The organism is Novosphingobium panipatense, from assembly GCF_900182875.1.
Lineage (GTDB): Bacteria > Pseudomonadota > Alphaproteobacteria > Sphingomonadales > Sphingomonadaceae > Novosphingobium > Novosphingobium panipatense.
On the sequence record NZ_FXUI01000001.1, the window covers coordinates 127249 to 144997 of the forward strand.

The following is a 17749-nucleotide window of genomic DNA, read 5'->3' on the forward strand; positions in this document are numbered from 1 at the left end:
CGCAAGACCGGCCGGGCAGGGCTCACTCCCGCGCGTCGCCGGGCAATTCCTTCTCGGCGATCTCGAGTTCCTTCGGCTTGCGGTTCTCGAAGATCTCCGCAAGCTTCCTCTCGGCGTCTTCCGAAAGGATTTCGGCGGCGGAGGGGAACATGTCCTCTTCCTCCTCGTCGATGTGGTGGAGGTAGCGGTGGCGCATCTCCTTGAACTTCGTCATCCATTCGGACGAGGCGGTGTCGATCTCCACCAGCTCGCCCAGGAAGTCGTCGATCTCCTTGTGCTCCGAGACGGAGTGCCGGGCCTCGTCGCGCAGCTCCGGGCAGCCGAGCATCGTGGCATAGAGGGATTCCTCCTCGGCGGCGGCGTGGGCCTGAAGCTCCTTGCGCAGCTCCTCGAAGAGAGTGGCGCGTTCCTCGCCCTTGGCCTCCGTCGCGCCCAGCTTCTCCAGAAGCGCGCGATGGGTGTCGTGATCGGCCTTGAGATCCCGGAAGATCTTCGCATCTGCCATGGTATGCTCCTGTGGATTGGTCTTGCCTTGCCTGAAGGAACGGTGCCGGGGGCTTCCGGTTTCCTGACGGCCCCGACAACCAGATCACCGGCCGCGCGTTGAACAGGGCAGGATCTTTCGGGAAAGCCGCAATGCTGATGACGCGTTCCACGACACCGCGCCTCAAGTTCGCTGACGACAGCGCGCCGGGCATCGTTCGCAAACCGGTGCGCGGGAACAAATGGGCCTACTTCGACCCCGACGGCGAGCGCATTACCGAACGCGACGAGATCGACCGGCTCAACCGCATCGCCATGCCGCCCGCTTATGTAAACTGCTGGTTTTCACCGGATCCCGACGTGCATCTGCTGGCCACCGGGTACGATGCCAAGGGCCGCAAGCAGTACCGCTACCACCCCGACTGGCGCCAGTCGCGCGAGGAGATGAAGTTCGATCGCTGCATCGCTTTCGGAGAGGCGCTGCCAGCGGTGCGGGCGCGGGTGGCGGCCGACATCAAGTCGCGCGGGCTGACCCGGACGCGAGCGATCGCCTCCGTCGTCGCTCTGCTGGACACGGGCGCCATTCGCGTGGGTAACGAATGTTATGCAAAGACCAACAAGAGCTTCGGTGCCACGACCCTGCGCAACCGCCATGCCAAGATCGAGCGCGGCACGCTGATGCTGCGCTTCAAGGGAAAGTCCGGCAAGCTGCACCAGATCGCCTGCGACGATCCGGGGCTGGTGCGCTGCGTGCGCAAGATGCAGGACCTGCCCGGGCAGCACCTGTTCCAGTATGTCGACGAGGCGGGTGAGGCCGTTCCGGTCGACAGCCATGACGTCAACGAATACCTGGCCGAGACGATGGGGGCGGGCTTCACCGCCAAGCACTTTCGCACCTGGGCGGCGAGCACGCTGGCCTTTACGCTGCTGCACCGCAACCCGGGGCTCACGCTGAAGGCGATGCTGGACGAGGTGTCCCAGCGCCTCGGCAACACGCCGGCGATCGCCCGCAAGTCCTACATCCACCCCCTCGTCCTCGCGGCGGCGAAGGGGGGAGCGGACGCGCCGCAGCTGCCGGCCACCCTGCCGCGCAAGACGCGCTGGATGACACGCGAAGAGCGCGGCCTGCTGCTGTTCCTGGAGAAGAACGGCTGATCGGCGGGCGGGAACAGCGCTAAGGCAAACCTTGTGCCTGAGCGTGTTGGAAACCGGCTCCGGGCGCAGTATGGGCAGGGCATGACCCAGGCACCCATTCTCGTCGTCACCACCGGCGGCACCATCGACAAGCAGTACTTCGACGCTCTCAGCGAATACCAGATCGCCGAGAGTGTCATCGACAAGATGCTCAAGACTTCACGCGTCGCGCACCCGTTCCGCGTCATCGAACTGCTGCGCAAGGACAGTCTCGAACTGACGGACGAGGACCGCGCCCTGATCGCCGCGACCATTGCCAACGCACCGGAAAGGCACGTCGTCATCACGCACGGGACGGACACGATGACGGAAACGGCGGCGGCGCTCGCTCATATCGAAGGCAAGACGATCGTGCTGTGCGGCGCGCTGGCACCGGCCCGCTTCGCCGAAAGCGACGCGGCGTTCAACCTTGGCATGGCGTTCGGCTGCTGCCAGTCCGCAAGCCCCGGCGTGTGGATCACCATGAGCGGCACCGTCTTTGACGGGCTGAAGGTTCGCAAGGACCGCGAGGCGGGCAAGTTCGTCGCCCGCTGACCGGCGCCTGCTGGAAGGTGCCTGCTGACTGGCGGGGGCCTCCGGGCCCCCGCGCAGGTCAGGCGGGCTTCTTGAGAACGCGGCCGATCGCGGAGCGCACGTCGCGCTCGCCATAAGGTTTCGTCACCACCGGAACCCCGCTGAAGGCGCCGCTCTGAAGGGCGCGGTCGCCGTAGCCGCTGGCGAAGATGAACGGAATGCCCCGTTCCCTGAGCGCGTGCGCCACAGGCTCGCTCGTACCCTGGCCAAGGTTCACGTCCAGCATCGCGAAAGTGACGTCGGCATCCTGCAGCACGCCAAGGGCCGACGCGACCGAGCCGGCGATGCGGCAGTCGGTGAAGCCGAACCCGCGCAGGACGTCCTCCGCCTCCATGGCTATGATGACGTTGTCTTCCACGATCAGCGCGGCACCCGAGGCAAGTTCGCTCCTGAAGTCGCTCGGCGCGGGCGGTTCAACCGCGGGTTCGTGCAAGGGGACGCCGGGCGTCTCGAAGCCGGAGACGTGATCGCCGGGGATGAGGAACAGGGCGTGAAGCCCCTCTTTCGGGAAGATGACCGAGGCGGAACCGTTCAGTTCGTGCGGTATCGTGCGTTCGATGATGGTCGAGCCGAAACCGCGCCTGGTCGGTTCATGGGTCGGCGGGCCGCCTTCCTCGCGCCAGTCGATCTCCAGCGAGCCGTCGTCCGAACGTTCCAGCGTGACCTTCACGTGCCCTTCCGGAACCGAAAGCGCGCCATACTTGCACGAGTTGGTCATCAGTTCGTGAAACACCAGCGCGAGCGTGGTGAAGGCGCTGGGCGCGACAAGAGCGTCCGGTCCCTCGATGACGACGCGGTCCATGTCGATCGTGGTGTAGGCGGCCGCTTCGGTCCGGATCAGTTCGTAGACCGGTGACGGCGACCAGTCCTTGCGGGTGACGAGGTCGTGCGCCCGGGCGAGGGCGTGGATGCGGCTGCCCACGATCTGCGCGAACTCGTCGATGGTGCGCGCGCCTTCCTTGCTCTGCGAGACGAGCCCCCGGATCAGGTTAAGGATGTTGCGGACGCGGTGGTTGAGCTCGGCGATCAGCATGTCCTGCTGCTGGCTGGCCTGCTGCCGCTCCACGTGAGCGGCGTCCGAGAGCCGCAGGACTACTTCGAGCAGGGTGACGCGCAGCGCCTCGGCGGCGGAGATTTCCTCATCCGTCCAGGGGCGCGCATGGCCACGGCGTTCTTCCTTCCAGATCTCGAAGCTCTTGCGCGGCGTGAGGCGGGCGCCGTTGGGGCCGAGCTCGACCGGCTTTTCAGGGTTGCCGGCCCAGCGCACCTCGCGCAGCGCCTCGTTGCGGAAGAGAACGATGTAGTCGCGCGGCCTGCGGCTGACCGGCAGGGCAAGGAGGCCTGCGGCCTTGTCCACCCATTCGCGCGCCGGTTCGTAAAGCGCGCCAATATTGTCGGTGGCCCAGATCGCGCTGGCCCCGGCGGTGTTGAGGAACCGGGCCAGCCCTGCGAACTCCTGCTTACCGGGGGTGGAGCCGTGCGACAGGAAGCGGCCGTCCACCCAGCCGACGACACCGTCGAAAGGGATGACGTGGCCAATTGATTCGGTGAACTCGTCGAACGCCTCCAGCAGCGAACCGCCGCTGGCGACGCGAGCCATGATCTCGTCGTGGAGGCGTGTGGACTGGTCCCGCTTCTCCAGCGCGAAGTCGGTTTCCTTCTGCTCCAGCAGGTAGGCGAAGAATTCCCCGAACAGTTCGCTGGCGGTGCGGACCGCATAGGACAACGTCAATGGCGAATAGTGGTGGCAGGCCATCAGCCCCCACAGCTTGCCGCGCCGCATGATCGACACGGACATGGAGGCTTTGACCCCCATGTTGCGCAGGTACTCGATATGGATGGGCGAGACGGCGCGCAGCCCGGACATCGAAAGGTCGAGCGGATCGCCGTTCGGCCCGGTGGTCGGGTAGATCGGGACCGTTGGGTCGTCGACGTCGCTGATGATGCGCAGGAGGTTGCGGGTGTAGAGCTTGCGGGCCTGGGCCGGGATGTCCGATGAGGGGAAGTGCAGCCCCTTGAAGCTGTCCACCATGCCGTTCAGGCTTTCGGCGATCACTTCCCCCGCACCGTCACCTTCGAAGCGGTAGACCATCACGCGGTCGAACCCGGTAAGGCCCCGCAGGTGGCGCGCCGCGCTGGCGCAGAGCTTTTCCACGCTTGCCGACTGGCGCAGCCGTTCGATCATCGGCCGCACGTAGGAGACGAAGTCGCGCCGGCTGGTGGCGTCGTGCTGTTCGATCTCCAGCACGAACGAGCGGCCCGAGACATGCACCGCGACATCGAAGAGGCGGCCGTCGCCGAGCAGGTCGAGTTCGAACAGCCGCTCGACCGTGTCGGCGCTGCCAAGGATCTGCAGCCGGGTCCGGATATCGTGCATGGCCTCCGGGGCGAGGAACTCCACCGCCGAAAAGCCGATGAGGTCCCGCGCCTCGCGGCCGAACAGCGTCTGACAGTTCAGCGAGACATGGTTGATGATCCAGTCGCTCGAGAAGGACAGCAGCCAGCCGAAGCTCTGGATACGACCGATGATGTGGATCGGTTCGAGATCACACGTCGTCAGGTCGACGGTGGGGGCGGAATCAGCCATTGGCAGGTGCCTTGACCCCGGCGCCGGTGGCGAAGGCATCGGCGAAGGTATCGAAGGCGGCAAGAGCGGCCGTGCGCACCGCGTCCACGTCCATTCCCGGACGAGTGCGGCTGCGCAGCACCGGCACGAGGGCCTTCCACGCTTCGTGCCCGCGTCCGTCGCTCATGTAGGCAGAGCGGAAGCCCTGCGCCTCGCCCCAGTAGCCGCGCTGGCGGATAACCACGAGGCCGAGCCGCGAGCCGGAGACAACGTAGGCAACACCGGCCCTGCCGGCTTCGTCGCCGATGCCGGGGCGCGCGGCGATGGACGGCAGCGCGCCCACGCCCAGCGCGTCGAGGTCCGCCCGCAGCATGGCGGGATAGTCGGGGCATTCAAGGCCGAGTTCATCCTCGACGAACGCGCGGAAGGCGGGGAAGAGGGGTTCCAGCCCAATGGCGTGGGCCGACAGGAAGCCCGCGAGGTCGGCGCGCTTCGACAGGTCGAGCGAGCCGAATGCCGCGTCGAGCCGCTCATGGGACGGGCCGGTTGCTTCGCGTAGTAGAGTCAGCACGTCTGGCATTTCAGGCGATCCGCAGTCGGCTTGCATGAGGTCCCGCAGTAGAGGCCCATTGGGCTGTAACAAGCGAACCGGCTGGTGCGCCTGGATCCGGGAACACTTAGGCTCCTGGAATGTTCCGGAGTCACACAGTAACAGGTCCGTGTGGTTCGGTCTGTTCACTTATGACCGCAGGAGCATGGAACCGCAACGGCTCATCTGGGTTGTCGTTCGCGACGGCGTCGTTCGCGCGCTTACCCCAGTCTCGGCCAAGGACGCACAATGAGCACCATCCCGCAGACAAGCCCGGTATCCGCTGCCACCGTCGCGGGCAGCGAACTGCTGTCGGCCCTGCGCCAGGATGACCTTGCGCTGCTCGAGTCCCGGCTCGGCGAATGCCGGCTGTCCTCGGGCGACATCATCTACCAGCCGGGCGACGAGGTCGAATACTGCTATTTCCCGACGGGCGGCGCCCTGTGCTCCTACTTCGTGGAGATGGAGGACGGCACGGCGGTGGAAACGATCCTCGTCGGCCGGGAAGGCGCGCTGGGCGGCATCGTCAGCCATGGCTCGCTGCCGGCCTACGCGCGCGCCAACGTTCTTCACGACGGGGCCTTCCTGCGCATCTCGGTTCGCGACCTCGAGGCCGTGAAGGAGCGGTGCCCGGCCGTCTCCCACCTTTTCGCGCGCTATGCCGACTGCGTGATGGCGCAGGTCTTCCAGTCCATCGCCTGCAACGCCGTCCACACGATCGAGGAGCGCGCGGCCAAGTGGCTCTCGGCCGCCGTCGACCGCATCGGCCGCAACGACGTGACGATGACGCAGGAACAGTTGGCCTCGATGATGGGAATCGGCCGCAGCTACGCCAGTCGCGTGCTCCAGCGCTTCAAGCGCGACGGCATGGTGCGCACGCGGCGCGGCGGCATCGAGGTGCTGGACCGCGAGGGGCTGAGGGGCCGCGCCTGCGCCTGCAACGCCCAGGTCGAGGAACACTTCCACCGCGTGCTGGGCGGCGTCTACCCGCACGAAAGCTAGGCGGGGCGGGGGCTTCGCCTTCGCAGACGCGCCGGCATCACATAAAAAAGTTCTCCGCCCTCCTGTGCGCTCGTCGTCCGTCAACCCGCGGTAATCCGCCGATGCGGCGAACCGTTCGGCGTGATGGTCGGAATTCGGTCATGAAACGGCAATCAAGCCGCCATCGTTCTTGCGCGGTGCTGTCATGAAGCGCCCCTAGCTGTCGCCCCCGCGATCAACCGCAGGGGCTACACCATGAATGAAGCAGATCCCGCCGTTACCTACACCGACGGCGAAGTTGATGTGAACGATTCCACCCAGCGCACTCTGGAGAGCATGGCAGCCGAGCGGTATTCGCGCCGCCAGGCGATGTTCCGCGGTGCGGGCGCCACGACGATGGCTTTCATGGGCACCGGCCTGCTCGCCGCCTGCGGTGACGATGACGACGATCGTGGCCAGATCAGCGTGACGGCCGGCGAGAACGCCGCGACCAGTTCGGGCCGCGTCGTCAACCTGACCGGCACCGTCACCGGTCTCGTCGGGGACACCGCTCCTTCCTGGAAGCAGACCTCCGGCCCCAGCGCCACGCTCATGGGCACCGGCAGCAGCGTCAGCTTCATCGCCCCGGCCGTCGCCACCGCGACTGACCTTGTCTTCACTTACACCGCCGTCTCGACCTTTGGCGAGAGCGCCAGCGCCACCACCACCATTCGCGTGTCGCCCGCGGCGCTCGGCTTCGCTGCCGTCGCGCACTTCACGGGCGACGCCGTGGTCGTTCCGGAAGGCTACACCGTCACCGTCGTGACCCGCCTCGGCGACCCGCTGGCGCAAGGCCTTGCCGCCTACAAGAACGACGGCACCGACACCGACTTCGACAAGCGCGTGGGCGACCATCACGACGGCCTCGTCTACTTCGGCCTTTCGGCAGCGGGCGGCGTCGATGCGGCCAGCTCGACGCGCGGCCTGCTCGTGCAGAACCACGAGAACATCACGCAGAAGTACCTCCACGCCGCCGCACCCTCGACCGGCGCCCGCCTCGAAGCGGAAGTCGTGAAGGAAATGAACTGCCACGGCGTCTCCATCGTCGAGTACAACGACGCGGGCGGCCGCAAGTGGAGCTACAACCAGAACAGCGCCTTCAACCGCCGCATCACGCCCTTCACGCCGATGGACTTTCACGGGCCGGCAGCCGGTTCGGCCATGCTGCGCACGCAGTATTCGCCCGAGGGCACCCGGGGCCGCGGCACCATCAACAACTGCGCCAACGGCATGACCGGCTGGAACACCTACCTCACCTGCGAGGAGAACTACGCCGGCTACTTCCGCCGCGACGTTTCGGACGATGCCCTGCGCACCCCGCGTGAGCTGGCCTCGCTGCGCCGCAACGGCGTGGCCAGCCGTACGGGCAGCTATTCGTGGTCGAGCGCGAACACCACCAACACCGCCATCAAGCGCTGGAACGCCACCATCAGCAGCGCGACCGCCACTTCGGCGGACGACTACCGCTACGAGATGAACCAGATGGGCTGGGTGGTCGAGATCGACCCGTACAACCCGAACTCGACCCCGCGCAAGCGCACCGCGCTCGGCCGCTTCGGCCACGAAGGCGCCTTCGTCCGCGTGGCTGCCGACCAGAAGGTCGGCTTCTACATGGGCGACGATTCAGGCGGCGAGTACCTCTACAAGTTCGTCTCGGCCGCCACCTGGGCCGCCGCCGACGCCAACGCCGCCGACCGTCTCGCCATCGGTGACAAGTACATGGACAACGGCACGCTTTATGCCGCCGTGTTCAACCCGGACGGCACGGGTGCGTGGAAGCCGCTGGTCTATGGCCAGGTTCCGCCGCGCGCACCGAGCACCAGCTACCCCGACGGTTACACCTTCGCCGATCAGGCCGACATCTGCGTCAACACCCGCTTCGCCGGTGACGCCGTCGGCGCGACGCCGATGGACCGGCCCGAGTGGACGACCGGCAACCCGGTGACCGGCGAGATCTATCTCACCCTCACCAACAACAGCGGTCGTTCGCCCACCACGACGAACGCGCCCAACCCGCGCTCTTACCAGAACAACCCGGGCACCGGCAGCCAGGGCAACCCGAACGGCCATATCGTCCGCATCCGCGAGGACGGCGACACGACCAGCGCACTGACCTTCCGGTGGGACATCTACATGTTCGGCGTCGATTCGACCGACTACCCGAGCAACCCGAACGTCAACGTCTCGGGCCTGACGCCCGCGAACGACTTCTCGAGCCCGGACGGCGCCTTCTTCTCGCGCGCGACCAACGTGGGCGGGCAGATCAACCCGCTCCTGTGGATCGAGACCGATGACGGCGCGATGACCGACCGCACCAACTGCATGCTGCTGGCCGCGCTTCCGGGTCACGTCGGTGACGGCGGTGCTGTCACCATCGACAACGGCGGCGGCAATACGCAGGGCACGATTGTCGGCACCAAGGCGACCGGCGCCAACCTGCGGCGCTTCCTCGTCGGCCCGGTGGACTGCGAGATCACCGGCATCGACACCACGCCGGACGGCCGCACCATGTTCGTGGGCGTCCAGCACCCGGGTGACAGCGGCACCATCGCCGCTCCGGGCGGTCACTGGCCAGCCGGCCAGGACGGCACCACGCCGACGGCGACGACCCGCCCGCGCTCGGCACTGGTGGTCATCACCAAGAACGACGGCGGCGTGATCGGCCTCTGATCGGGCCCTGCGTTCGCCGGAACAGTGCAGGGGAGGGGGCGCCGCGCGGCGTCTCCTCCCTTTCGCGTTGCGCCGCCGACACACGAAAGGGAGGCGCCTTGCAGGCGCCTCCCTTCGTCTTGGTGTCAATCCTGTGGCGGTACCGGCAGCGCGACCGGAGGGGGCGGGGCCGCGCTGCCGGACCGACCGGGGCGGGCTTTCGCCCACCCCCGGGGATCAGAACCTTTGCGGCTCAGAACCCCGTGCGGATCAGAACCGGTCCGCGTTCATGACCTTCGTCCAGGCGGCGACGAAGTCGTCGACGAACTTTTGGCCGGCGTCGTTGGAGGCGTAGACCTCCGACACGGCGCGCAGTTCGGAGTTCGAACCGAAGGCCAGGTCGACCGGCGTGGCGGTCCAGCGCAGCTTGCCCGTGGCGCGGTCCTTGCCTTCGTAGAGGCCCGGCGTCGCGCTCTTCGCCCAGACCGTGTCCATGGACAGCAGGTTGACGAAGAAGGCGTTGTCGAGCTGGCCCGGCTTGGCGGTGAACACACCGGCGGCGGACTTGCCGGAGTTCGCGCCAAGGGCACGCATGCCGCCGACGAGGACGGTCATTTCCGGAACCGTGAGGTTCAGCGCGTCGGCCTTGTCGATCAGCGCCGAAGCGGGATCGAGGTCGGCGTTGGGCGCGTAGTAGTTGCGGAAGCCGTCAGCCTTGGGTTCCAGGTAGGCGAAGGAGGCGACGTCCGTCTGCTCCTGCGTGGCGTCGACGCGGCCGGGGGTGAAGGGCACCTTGACCTGATAGCCGGCCTTGGCGGCGGCCTGCTCGATGCCGGCGTTGCCCGCCAGAACGATGAGGTCGGCCATGGACACGGGCTTGCCAGCCTTGGCGAAATCCTTCTGCACGCTCGTCAGCCTGGTGAGGACCTTGCCCAGTTCGGCCGGGTCGTTCACCGCCCAGTTGCGCTGCGGTTCAAGCCGCAGGCGAGCGCCGTTGGCGCCGCCGCGCATGTCGGTGCCGCGGAAGCTTGCGGCCGAGGCCCAGGCCGTGCGCACCAGTTCCGGAGTGGTCAGGCCGGTGGCGAGAACCTTGGCCTTCACCGCCGCCTGATCGGCGTCGTTCAGGGGCGCGAAGGTCGCCTGCGGGAGCGGATCCTGCCAGCTGAACGTCTGGTTCGGGATATCCTTGCCAAGGTAGCGACCCTGCGGACCGAGGTCGCGGTGCGTCAGCTTGAACCACGCGCGGGCGAAGGCCTGTGCGAATTCCTCGGGGTTGGCGTGCCAGCGATCGGCGATCTTGCGGAAGCCGGGGTCTTCCTTGATCGCGATGTCCGTGGTGAACATGATCGGCGCGTGAGTCTTGCCCTTTACGTGCGCGTCCGGAACCAGGCTGGCGGCCGCCGGATCGGTGGGGATCCACTGCGTCGCACCGGCCGGGCTCTTGGCCTTCACCCAGTCCATGTCGAGCAGGTTGTCGAGGTACTGCGTGGTGAACTTGATGGGGTTTGCCGACCATGCGCCTTCGAGGCCGCTGGTGATGGTGTCCTCGGCGTTGCCCTTGCCGCACTTGTTGTCCCAGCCCAGGCCCTGCTTCTCGATGCCTGCGGCTGACGGTTCCGCGCCCATGCACTTGTTCGGGTCATGCGCGCCGTGCGCCTTGCCGAAGGTGTGGCCGCCCGCGATCAGCGCCAGCGTTTCCTCGTCGTTCATCGCCATGTTGCCGAAGGCGCGGCGGATGTCGGCGGCTGCCGAAATCGGGTCGTGGTTGCCGTTCGGGCCTTCCGGGTTGACGTAGATGAGGCCCATCTGCGTGGCGGCGAGCGGGCCCTTGAGGTTGCCCTTCGCGTCGCGGCGCTTGTCAGTCATCATCTTGGTTTCCGGGCCCCAGAACACCAGGTCCGGCTGCCAGGCGTCGACGCGGCCACCGGCGAAACCGATGGTCTTGAAGCCCATGTCCTCCAGTGCGACGTTGCCGGTCAGCACCATGAGGTCGCCCCAGGAGATCTTGCGGCCGTACTTCTGCTTGATCGGCCAGACGAGGCGGCGGGCCTTGTCGAGGCTGACGTTGTCGGGCCAGGAGTTCAGCGGTTCGAAGCGCTGTTCGCCGCCGTCCGAACCGCCGCGGCCGTCGCCCACGCGGTACGTTCCGGCGCTGTGCCAGGCCATGCGGATGAAGAACGGACCATAGTGGCCGTAGTCAGCGGGCCACCACGGCTGCGACGTGGTGAGGACCTTGCGGATGTCGGCCTTCACCGCTTCGAGGTCGAGGCTCGCGAACTCCCTGGCGTAGTCGTAGTCGGCGCCATAGGGGTTCGACTGCGCCTCATGCTGGCGCAGCGCGGTCAGGTCGAGCTTCTTGGGCCACCAGTCGCGGTTGGACATGCCGCCCGGCTTGGTCTCGGGAGCGGCGCCCTGTTCGGTGACGGTCTCGGCCTCGGTCGCACCCTTGTTGCCCTTGGCCTCTTCCGCCGCGTTGACGGGGGCGCTGAGCGCGCAGCATGCCGCACTCAGCAGCAGCATGATGGAGCGGCCGGAGGCCGTGCGTGAAATCTTGCGGGACATGCTGTCCTCCTCCTGTTGTATCTCTGCCCTCAGGCGGGCCCACCGGCGTTACGGCACGTCTTGTCGCGGCTGAAGCGCGCTTCACCGATGAGAGTTATCACTCCAGGCGATGATTGCTGCCTGCGTGAGTGAAGAATGCGATTTATGGCCGCTTCATCGCTCCCGCGTTGCACGCGCAAGCGCCTTGGAACTGCGCGCCGGGTGGCTTAATAGACAGGCCTGTTGAATAGCGCGCATGGGAGAGACTGCGTGACCAAGCCCGGAGCCTGCGAGGCCGACCGCCGTGACACTGGCCGCCTGACCGCCGCCGACATGGACGCCGAAGTGCTCGCCACATACCCGACCGAAGCGTTCCTCTCGAAGGACTACCTCCAGGCCGAGAAGAGGCTGCTGTGGCCGAAGGTCTGGCAGATGGTCGAGCGGGAGAGCGACCTGCCAAACCCCGGGGACTGGATGACCTACGACGTCGCCGACGAATCGATCATCGTGCTGCGCCGGGACGACGGCTCGCTCAAGGCGTTCCACAACGTCTGCCCGCATCGGGGCCGCCAGCTCGTGTCCGTGCCGGACATGCTGCCGGGTAAGGTCCACGACGTGCGCGGCTCCAACCGGCGCAACTTCATCTGCGGCTTTCACGGCTGGACCTTCGACCTCGACGGGCAGAACACCTATATCCTCGACCCGCAGGACTGGCAGAACAAGCTGACGCCCGAAATGACCTGCCTGTCCGAAGTGCAGGTCGATACCTGGGGCGGGTACATCTACATCACCATGGACCCGGAGGCCGTGCCGCTGAAGGAGTGGATGGGCCGCGCCGGGGAGATCCTCGATCACTTCCAGCTGGAGAAGATGCGCTACAAGTGGCGCCAGTGGGCGATCTACGACTGCAACTGGAAGACCGCGATCGAGGCGTTCCTCGAACCCTACCACGTCGCGGGCACGCACACGCAGCTGCTGGCCTACGGGGACTACTACGCCCTGTCGAAGCAGTACGGCCTGCACTCCGTCTCCAGCTACGACACGCGCGACGCCAAGTTCGCGATGAGCGAGAGCGCCGGCACCACCCGCGCCGGAAAGGGAGATGACCCCCGCGTCTCCACTTACGAACTCATCCGCGAGAATTACGAGACGGTGAACTACTCCGCCTCCACCGAAACGCTGGTGAAGGCCGCCTCCCGCCTCCAGGACGAGCTGCCCGAGGACGCGACGCCGCAGGAGTGCATCGCGCACTGGCTGAAATCCGCCAAGGCCGACGATGCCGCGCGCGGGGTGATCTGGCCCGAGGTCCCGCCCGAGGTCAAGAAGGAGGGCGGCCTTGCCTGGGGCCTGTTCCCCAACCAGAACATCCTTCACGGAGAGACGTTCGCCCTGTGCTACCGCGTGCGCCCCTACAAGGACGACCCGGACAAGTGCATCTTCGAAAGCTACGCCCTTGAACGCTTCCCCGAAGGGGAGGAGCCGGAGACGCAGTGGACCTACGCCGATCCCATCGGGGAGAACTGGGGCTCGGTCCTGGCGCAGGACTTCTCCAACATGCAGTTCGTGCAGAAGGGGATGAAGTCCAGCGGCTTTCGCGGCCCGCTGCCCAACCCGCACCAGGAGCAGAAGGTCATCAACCTGCACCGCAACCTCGCCAACTTCATGGAAGGGCGCGGCGCGCCGACCAAGCTGGACGTCTGAGCCCGCGGGAACGGGAGGGGGGCGTCACGTCCCCCAGTAGCCCTCCATCTCCTCCTGCGCGATCCGCTCCTGCTCCTCGGCCAGTTCGGCGGCATGGGCGAGGCGGCGCTGGCGGATGCGTTCGATCTTGGCGTTGATGCTTTCGATCACCTCTTCGGAGGAGGGCTGGCGTGCCTTGTAGTCCGCGACGATCCGTTCGTAGAGCGCCGAGCCCGGCTGCGGATCGCGCCGCCCGCCGATCCCGCCGCCGCCGCCCTCGGCATAACGCTGCGCCCGCCGGTGGCGCAGCAGGAACAGCATGAGCGCGGTGTCGTGGCGCAAGTACGTCGCCACAACCTTGCCCTGGCTCGCCACCGGGCGCTCCTCGCCCCGGATCGCGCGTTCGAGGGCGCAGTCCTCAAGCCGCAGCACGCCGCGATCGAGCGCGCGTTCCCACGCCGCCGCGAAGCCTTCCGCACCCTTGCGGTGGCGCAGGCGATAGAGCGCTTCCAGACTCGCCCCGATGGAGCGCGCCGCCTGCGTGACGATGCCGCACCCGGCCAGCGCGGCGATGAAGGCGCGCTGCCGCTCCGGCGTGATCGAATTGCGACGCGGCACCGCGTGAATATAGGGCGCAAAGCCGAGCAGCGGGTCGTCCGCCGCCGGCTCTTCCTCGAAGAAGGCCACCGCCGAGGTCCGCCGCGACGGCCGGGCGGACCGGCATCCCGCCCCCGACCCCTCCGGCTGCGGCAGCAAGGGATCGTCGAAGCGGCCGAAGCCGTCCCCGACATCGGGCGGAAGCGCCCGCCAGTCCGGAGCGCCCTGCGGCGCGGCATCGTAAGGGTTCAGGCTGGAGGGCGAGGACGCAAAAGGGTCATCGTCCCACCCGAAGGCGGGAGGATCGTACGGGTCCGACATGGCTGGGAACTCCATGAATGTTGGAGTGAATGCCCCTCATGGCGGACCTGTGTATCGCAGGCCGGGGTGTGTAGGAAAATGGTTTGTTGGGGAGGGGATTGGCCGAATGCGGACAGTCTGGTCATCCGAGCACAGCCGAGATAGCTGTCATGTGCTGCAGAGCATAGTCGCCAACCAAAATAGGCGCACAGCCCTCGGCAAAAATCACAGCAAACCGTCAAACATTTCCGCTATCGGATCCGCCTTTTTGCGTCGTACATCTTTTTTGTATTGAGCAAGAAGCCGCGCCGCAGTCTGCCGGCACCATTTTGAACTTTTTAGATCATTCTTGTAATCGAAATGATCGTCTTCATCGTCCGAAATCTCAGCATTTAGATCGTTGGCTGCGGCCACTGCTAAATTTTCAAAACCAGCAACAAAATTGTTCAGTTTGCCATTCGCGGCGATCGTGTCGAGGTTGGCTAAAACCTCTGCACCCAGCTCATCTGCGCGGATGATGCTCACTACAGCGTATGCGAGAAAATATCTCGTAAGGGTATATTGACCAAATAATTCATTATCCAATTCTTCGAGAGCAGCACCTAACGCTTGAAAACTTTCCCAAAACGCAAGAACTCGACCACCTGTTACACTCGGCCTGCCAAAAATGTCGGAATGAAGATCATCCATCACTTTATATTTTTGATGACAATTCCATGGCTGCTCCAAGTCCATCGCAAGTATCACTAGTCCAGCCATTTCGTTGGATATTACACGCTTTCCCTTGTTATTTTCACCCTGCTTAATCTCATACGCAGACGTACCATGGCTGCACTCTTCAATCTCAACTTTAAGTCTCTGCTGAATATTGTGATTGGACTTAAGGTCACGCGCTTTAATCGCATTCTGATTATTGCTGTTGCGAGTAATGGCCTGGGAAAGAACTATGTCCCCTTTGACCTCTATTAATTTCACTAAAACTTTAAGATCGTCAGATATTTTTGATTTTTCAGCCAGAAGAGACGTCAAACTTTGCGCGCCATTAACGACTACGTAATCTCTAATGCTAATTTTTTGGTCAGTCTCTTTCGTGATTTCCTCGCAAAGGACATTTATTCCATTATGGTAAAGAGGAAAGTTGCTATGCTCGTTTTTGCGCCGGATGCTCTCCCGCAAGCCACGATTTACTTTCGTGTTGCCTAATGACAATCTTACATTCTGCTCAAAGAGACTTCCGTCAGAGATGCCCTTCATTTTCAGAAGATTTAGCGCCGGAGCAAGAAAAATCCGGGCCGCAGCGCCACCCGCATCGTATTCGATCACGTCGGTATCAGAAACATCGAAATAGAAATCCGCCTGAATGCCACCGTTCACCTCAAGGTCAACGTACTCGGTCGCTATGACATCTGCATCATATAAAACAATTCCATCTTTTTTCTTGAGATACGTGTCAGCGTCGGAGTTGGATGGAACATTTGTTATAAAAACTGGTTTGATACTATATCCGGCTTCAACCTTAGGTTGGACCGCATTTCGCGTCAGAGCCTGTTTCAATCTCTCATTTTTTGTCTCGGATATTAAATCCCCAATAGATTCTGCGCTATCAAATTGAGCAAGCGCGCCTACAAAAGACTTAAGATCCACGTCGCCTAAAGTGGCCTTATCACTGGTCTTCGTCTTAGCCTGTATCAGATAGACAATCTCTGAAACATCATCGACATATATAGCATCTATCCCTTTGTCGTGCTTTGCATCTACTGCTGCATCGTCTGCCTCGAGAGGGTCGAGCCGAAAAATATGTTCGAGAAACCATCTCAAAAATTTCCCGGAAAAATCTCCAGCGCGGTTGTCGTAATACCGGAGGTGATTACTTGAGAAATTTTGAAATTGTAGGTCTTCTGGCTTCATGACGGCTCCTCGTTGCGCAAACACCATAAGGCTTACGGCAAAACGATCAAGGCACGCGCGCGGCGTCCGCTTCGTGGTCCGGATTGCTAGTTTCCGAACGGCGACAATGGGCTCAAAGCCGTCCCCTGCTACTCTCTCTTGACCCCAAACCCCCAATCCCCTAAAGGCGCGCATCCCTTGCGGGCGTGCTCGCGGTGGATACTAAAGAGCTGAACATTGCCGTTTCAGCGCGTTTCTCCGGCTTTTCCGCGGCTTTCAGGCCCGGCGGGCCAGTGATCTCGGACGGTTTTCCTTACCCGAATCGGGCGAGGGGGCATTCGGCGGGCGGGCGGCAAAGTAATCCGGCAGCGCTTCTGTGGCGACCGGGTGGAGTGTTTTTCGGCTCACGGGTGCGGCCTCCTTTCGTGAAAAAGGGGGCGGGGCAGCCACCGGCGGTCCGTCCTTTTCCTGGATGGCGGTTTCGGGGCTTCCTCAAGCCGCAAGGCCCCGTGATCGACTACTCTTCTCCCGAACATCGCTGCAGCAGCCCTCCCGGCCCGGTGATCCTGCCGGGGTGCGACGGGTCGACGCCGATGCGTCGGTTTCGATCCATCGCACTCCCATTTGAAAGAAGAGTATAGATGCCCACTATCAACCAGCTGGTCCGCAAGGGCCGCGAGCCGCAGAAGGCCAAGTCCAAGGTCCCGGCCATGGAGCAGAACCCGCAGAAGCGCGGCGTCTGCACCCGCGTGTACACCACGACCCCGAAGAAGCCGAACTCGGCTCTCCGCAAGGTCGCCAAGGTGCGTCTGACGAACCAGCGCGAAGTCATCTCGTACATCCCGGGTGAAGGCCACAACCTGCAGGAGCACTCGGTCGTGCTCATCCGCGGCGGCCGCGTTCGCGACCTTCCGGGCGTTCGCTACCACATCCTGCGCGGCGTGCTCGACACGCAGGGCGTCAAGGATCGCAAGCAGAGCCGCTCGAAGTACGGCGCCAAGCGTCCGAAGTAAGCTGGTGGCGGGCCGGGGGTGCTGACCCTTCACGGCTCGCACGGTGATGGAATTACCGGCCGGTGACGCTCACGCTCCCGCCCGAAAGAACAAGGAATACAAGCGATGTCACGTCGTCGTCGTCCCGAGAAGCGGGAAATCCTGCCTGATCCCAAGTTCGGTGATCTGGTCCTGTCGAAGTTCATGAACAACCTCATGCTCGACGGCAAGAAGTCGGTCGCGGAATCGATCGTCTATGGCGCCATGACCACCATGGAAACGCGCGCCAAGGCCGATCCGGTCCAGCTGTTCCACGATGCCCTGAACAACGTGAAGCCGCAGATCGAAGTGCGTTCGCGCCGCGTCGGCGGTGCGACCTACCAGGTCCCCGTCGAAGTGCGCCCCGAGCGCGCCCAGGCCCTCGCCATCCGCTGGCTCATCACCGCCGCGCGCAACCGTCCCGAGACCACCATGGCGGCGCGTCTCTCGGGCGAACTGCTCGATGCGGCCAACAACCGCGGCAACGCCGTGAAGAAGCGCGAAGACACGCACCGCATGGCGGACGCGAACCGCGCCTTCTCGCACTACCGCTGGTAATGTGGGTGGTGATGCCCGGGTGGAAGGTCATCCGGGCGTCACACTTTTATTTCAGGGGGCGAGGTCTTATCTGAAGGCCGC

The 17749-nt window shown here is 64.4% G+C and carries 13 protein-coding genes; 7 read left to right on the forward strand and 6 right to left on the reverse strand.

Annotation, left to right across the window (positions count from 1 at the left end; translation table 11 throughout):
* Positions 1 to 22: 22 nt before the first annotated feature.
* Complete coding sequence (locus QOL62_RS00570; RefSeq protein ID WP_283404810.1) at positions 23 to 505, reverse strand: hemerythrin domain-containing protein; 483 nt, start codon at positions 503 to 505, stop codon at positions 23 to 25.
* Positions 506 to 636: 131 nt separating this feature from the next.
* Here QOL62_RS00570 and QOL62_RS00575 point away from each other — a divergent pair, with 131 nt between their 5' ends.
* On the forward strand, positions 637 to 1638 hold the full coding sequence (locus tag QOL62_RS00575; protein ID WP_283404811.1) for a DNA topoisomerase IB: 1002 nt from the start codon (positions 637 to 639) through the stop codon (positions 1636 to 1638).
* Between the two features lie 81 nt (positions 1639 to 1719).
* Positions 1720 to 2211: an asparaginase domain-containing protein gene (locus QOL62_RS00580; RefSeq protein WP_283404812.1), complete on the forward strand. Its 492-nt coding sequence runs from the start codon at positions 1720 to 1722 to the stop codon at positions 2209 to 2211.
* 58 nt (positions 2212 to 2269) lie between these two features.
* Here the strand turns inward: QOL62_RS00580 and QOL62_RS00585 are convergent, their stop codons facing one another.
* Both QOL62_RS00585 and QOL62_RS00590 read right to left on the reverse strand, forming a co-directional pair.
* Positions 2270 to 4837, reverse strand: coding sequence for an HWE histidine kinase domain-containing protein (locus QOL62_RS00585; protein WP_283404813.1), 2568 nt, complete (start codon positions 4835 to 4837; stop codon positions 2270 to 2272).
* Positions 4830 to 5396, reverse strand: coding sequence for a biliverdin-producing heme oxygenase (locus tag QOL62_RS00590; RefSeq protein ID WP_103728296.1), 567 nt, complete (start codon positions 5394 to 5396; stop codon positions 4830 to 4832). The genes QOL62_RS00585 and QOL62_RS00590 overlap by 8 nt, the downstream gene beginning before the upstream one ends.
* 258 nt (positions 5397 to 5654) lie before the next feature.
* Between QOL62_RS00590 and QOL62_RS00595 the strand changes: the two genes are divergently transcribed.
* Entirely contained in the window at positions 5655 to 6407 is a 753-nt protein-coding gene (locus tag QOL62_RS00595) for a Crp/Fnr family transcriptional regulator (RefSeq protein WP_283404814.1), read from the forward strand.
* 234 nt (positions 6408 to 6641) lie between these two features.
* Positions 6642 to 9095 carry a PhoX family protein gene (locus tag QOL62_RS00600; protein WP_283404815.1) on the forward strand — a complete coding sequence of 818 codons (2454 nt, stop codon included), beginning with the start codon at positions 6642 to 6644 and terminating at the stop codon, positions 9093 to 9095.
* A 249-nt stretch (positions 9096 to 9344) separates the two neighbouring features.
* On the opposite strand, the gene katG is transcribed toward QOL62_RS00600, so the two are convergent.
* On the reverse strand, positions 9345 to 11456 hold the full coding sequence (katG, locus tag QOL62_RS00605) for a catalase/peroxidase HPI (RefSeq protein ID WP_233203812.1): 2112 nt from the start codon (positions 11454 to 11456) through the stop codon (positions 9345 to 9347).
* Between the two features lie 492 nt (positions 11457 to 11948).
* On the opposite strand from katG, the gene QOL62_RS00610 reads away from it, so the two are divergent.
* Positions 11949 to 13316, forward strand: a complete 1368-nt coding sequence (locus QOL62_RS00610; protein ID WP_379511657.1) for an aromatic ring-hydroxylating oxygenase subunit alpha — start codon at positions 11949 to 11951, stop codon at positions 13314 to 13316.
* Between the two features lie 24 nt (positions 13317 to 13340).
* Here the strand turns inward: QOL62_RS00610 and QOL62_RS00615 are convergent, their stop codons facing one another.
* Both QOL62_RS00615 and QOL62_RS00620 read right to left on the reverse strand, forming a co-directional pair.
* Positions 13341 to 14213: a hypothetical protein gene (locus QOL62_RS00615; protein ID WP_283404818.1), complete on the reverse strand. Its 873-nt coding sequence runs from the start codon at positions 14211 to 14213 to the stop codon at positions 13341 to 13343.
* Between the two features lie 204 nt (positions 14214 to 14417).
* Positions 14418 to 16100, reverse strand: coding sequence for an AIPR family protein (locus QOL62_RS00620; RefSeq protein WP_283404819.1), 1683 nt, complete (start codon positions 16098 to 16100; stop codon positions 14418 to 14420).
* Positions 16101 to 16720: 620 nt separating this feature from the next.
* Between QOL62_RS00620 and rpsL the strand changes: the two genes are divergently transcribed.
* Both rpsL and rpsG read left to right on the forward strand, forming a co-directional pair.
* Complete coding sequence (gene rpsL, locus QOL62_RS00625; RefSeq protein WP_103728300.1) at positions 16721 to 17092, forward strand: 30S ribosomal protein S12; 372 nt, start codon at positions 16721 to 16723, stop codon at positions 17090 to 17092.
* Between the two features lie 105 nt (positions 17093 to 17197).
* Positions 17198 to 17668 (forward strand): 30S ribosomal protein S7, encoded by a 471-nt coding sequence (gene rpsG / locus QOL62_RS00630; RefSeq protein ID WP_103099192.1) that lies wholly within the window; start codon positions 17198 to 17200, stop codon positions 17666 to 17668.
* Positions 17669 to 17749: the final 81 nt, after the last annotated feature.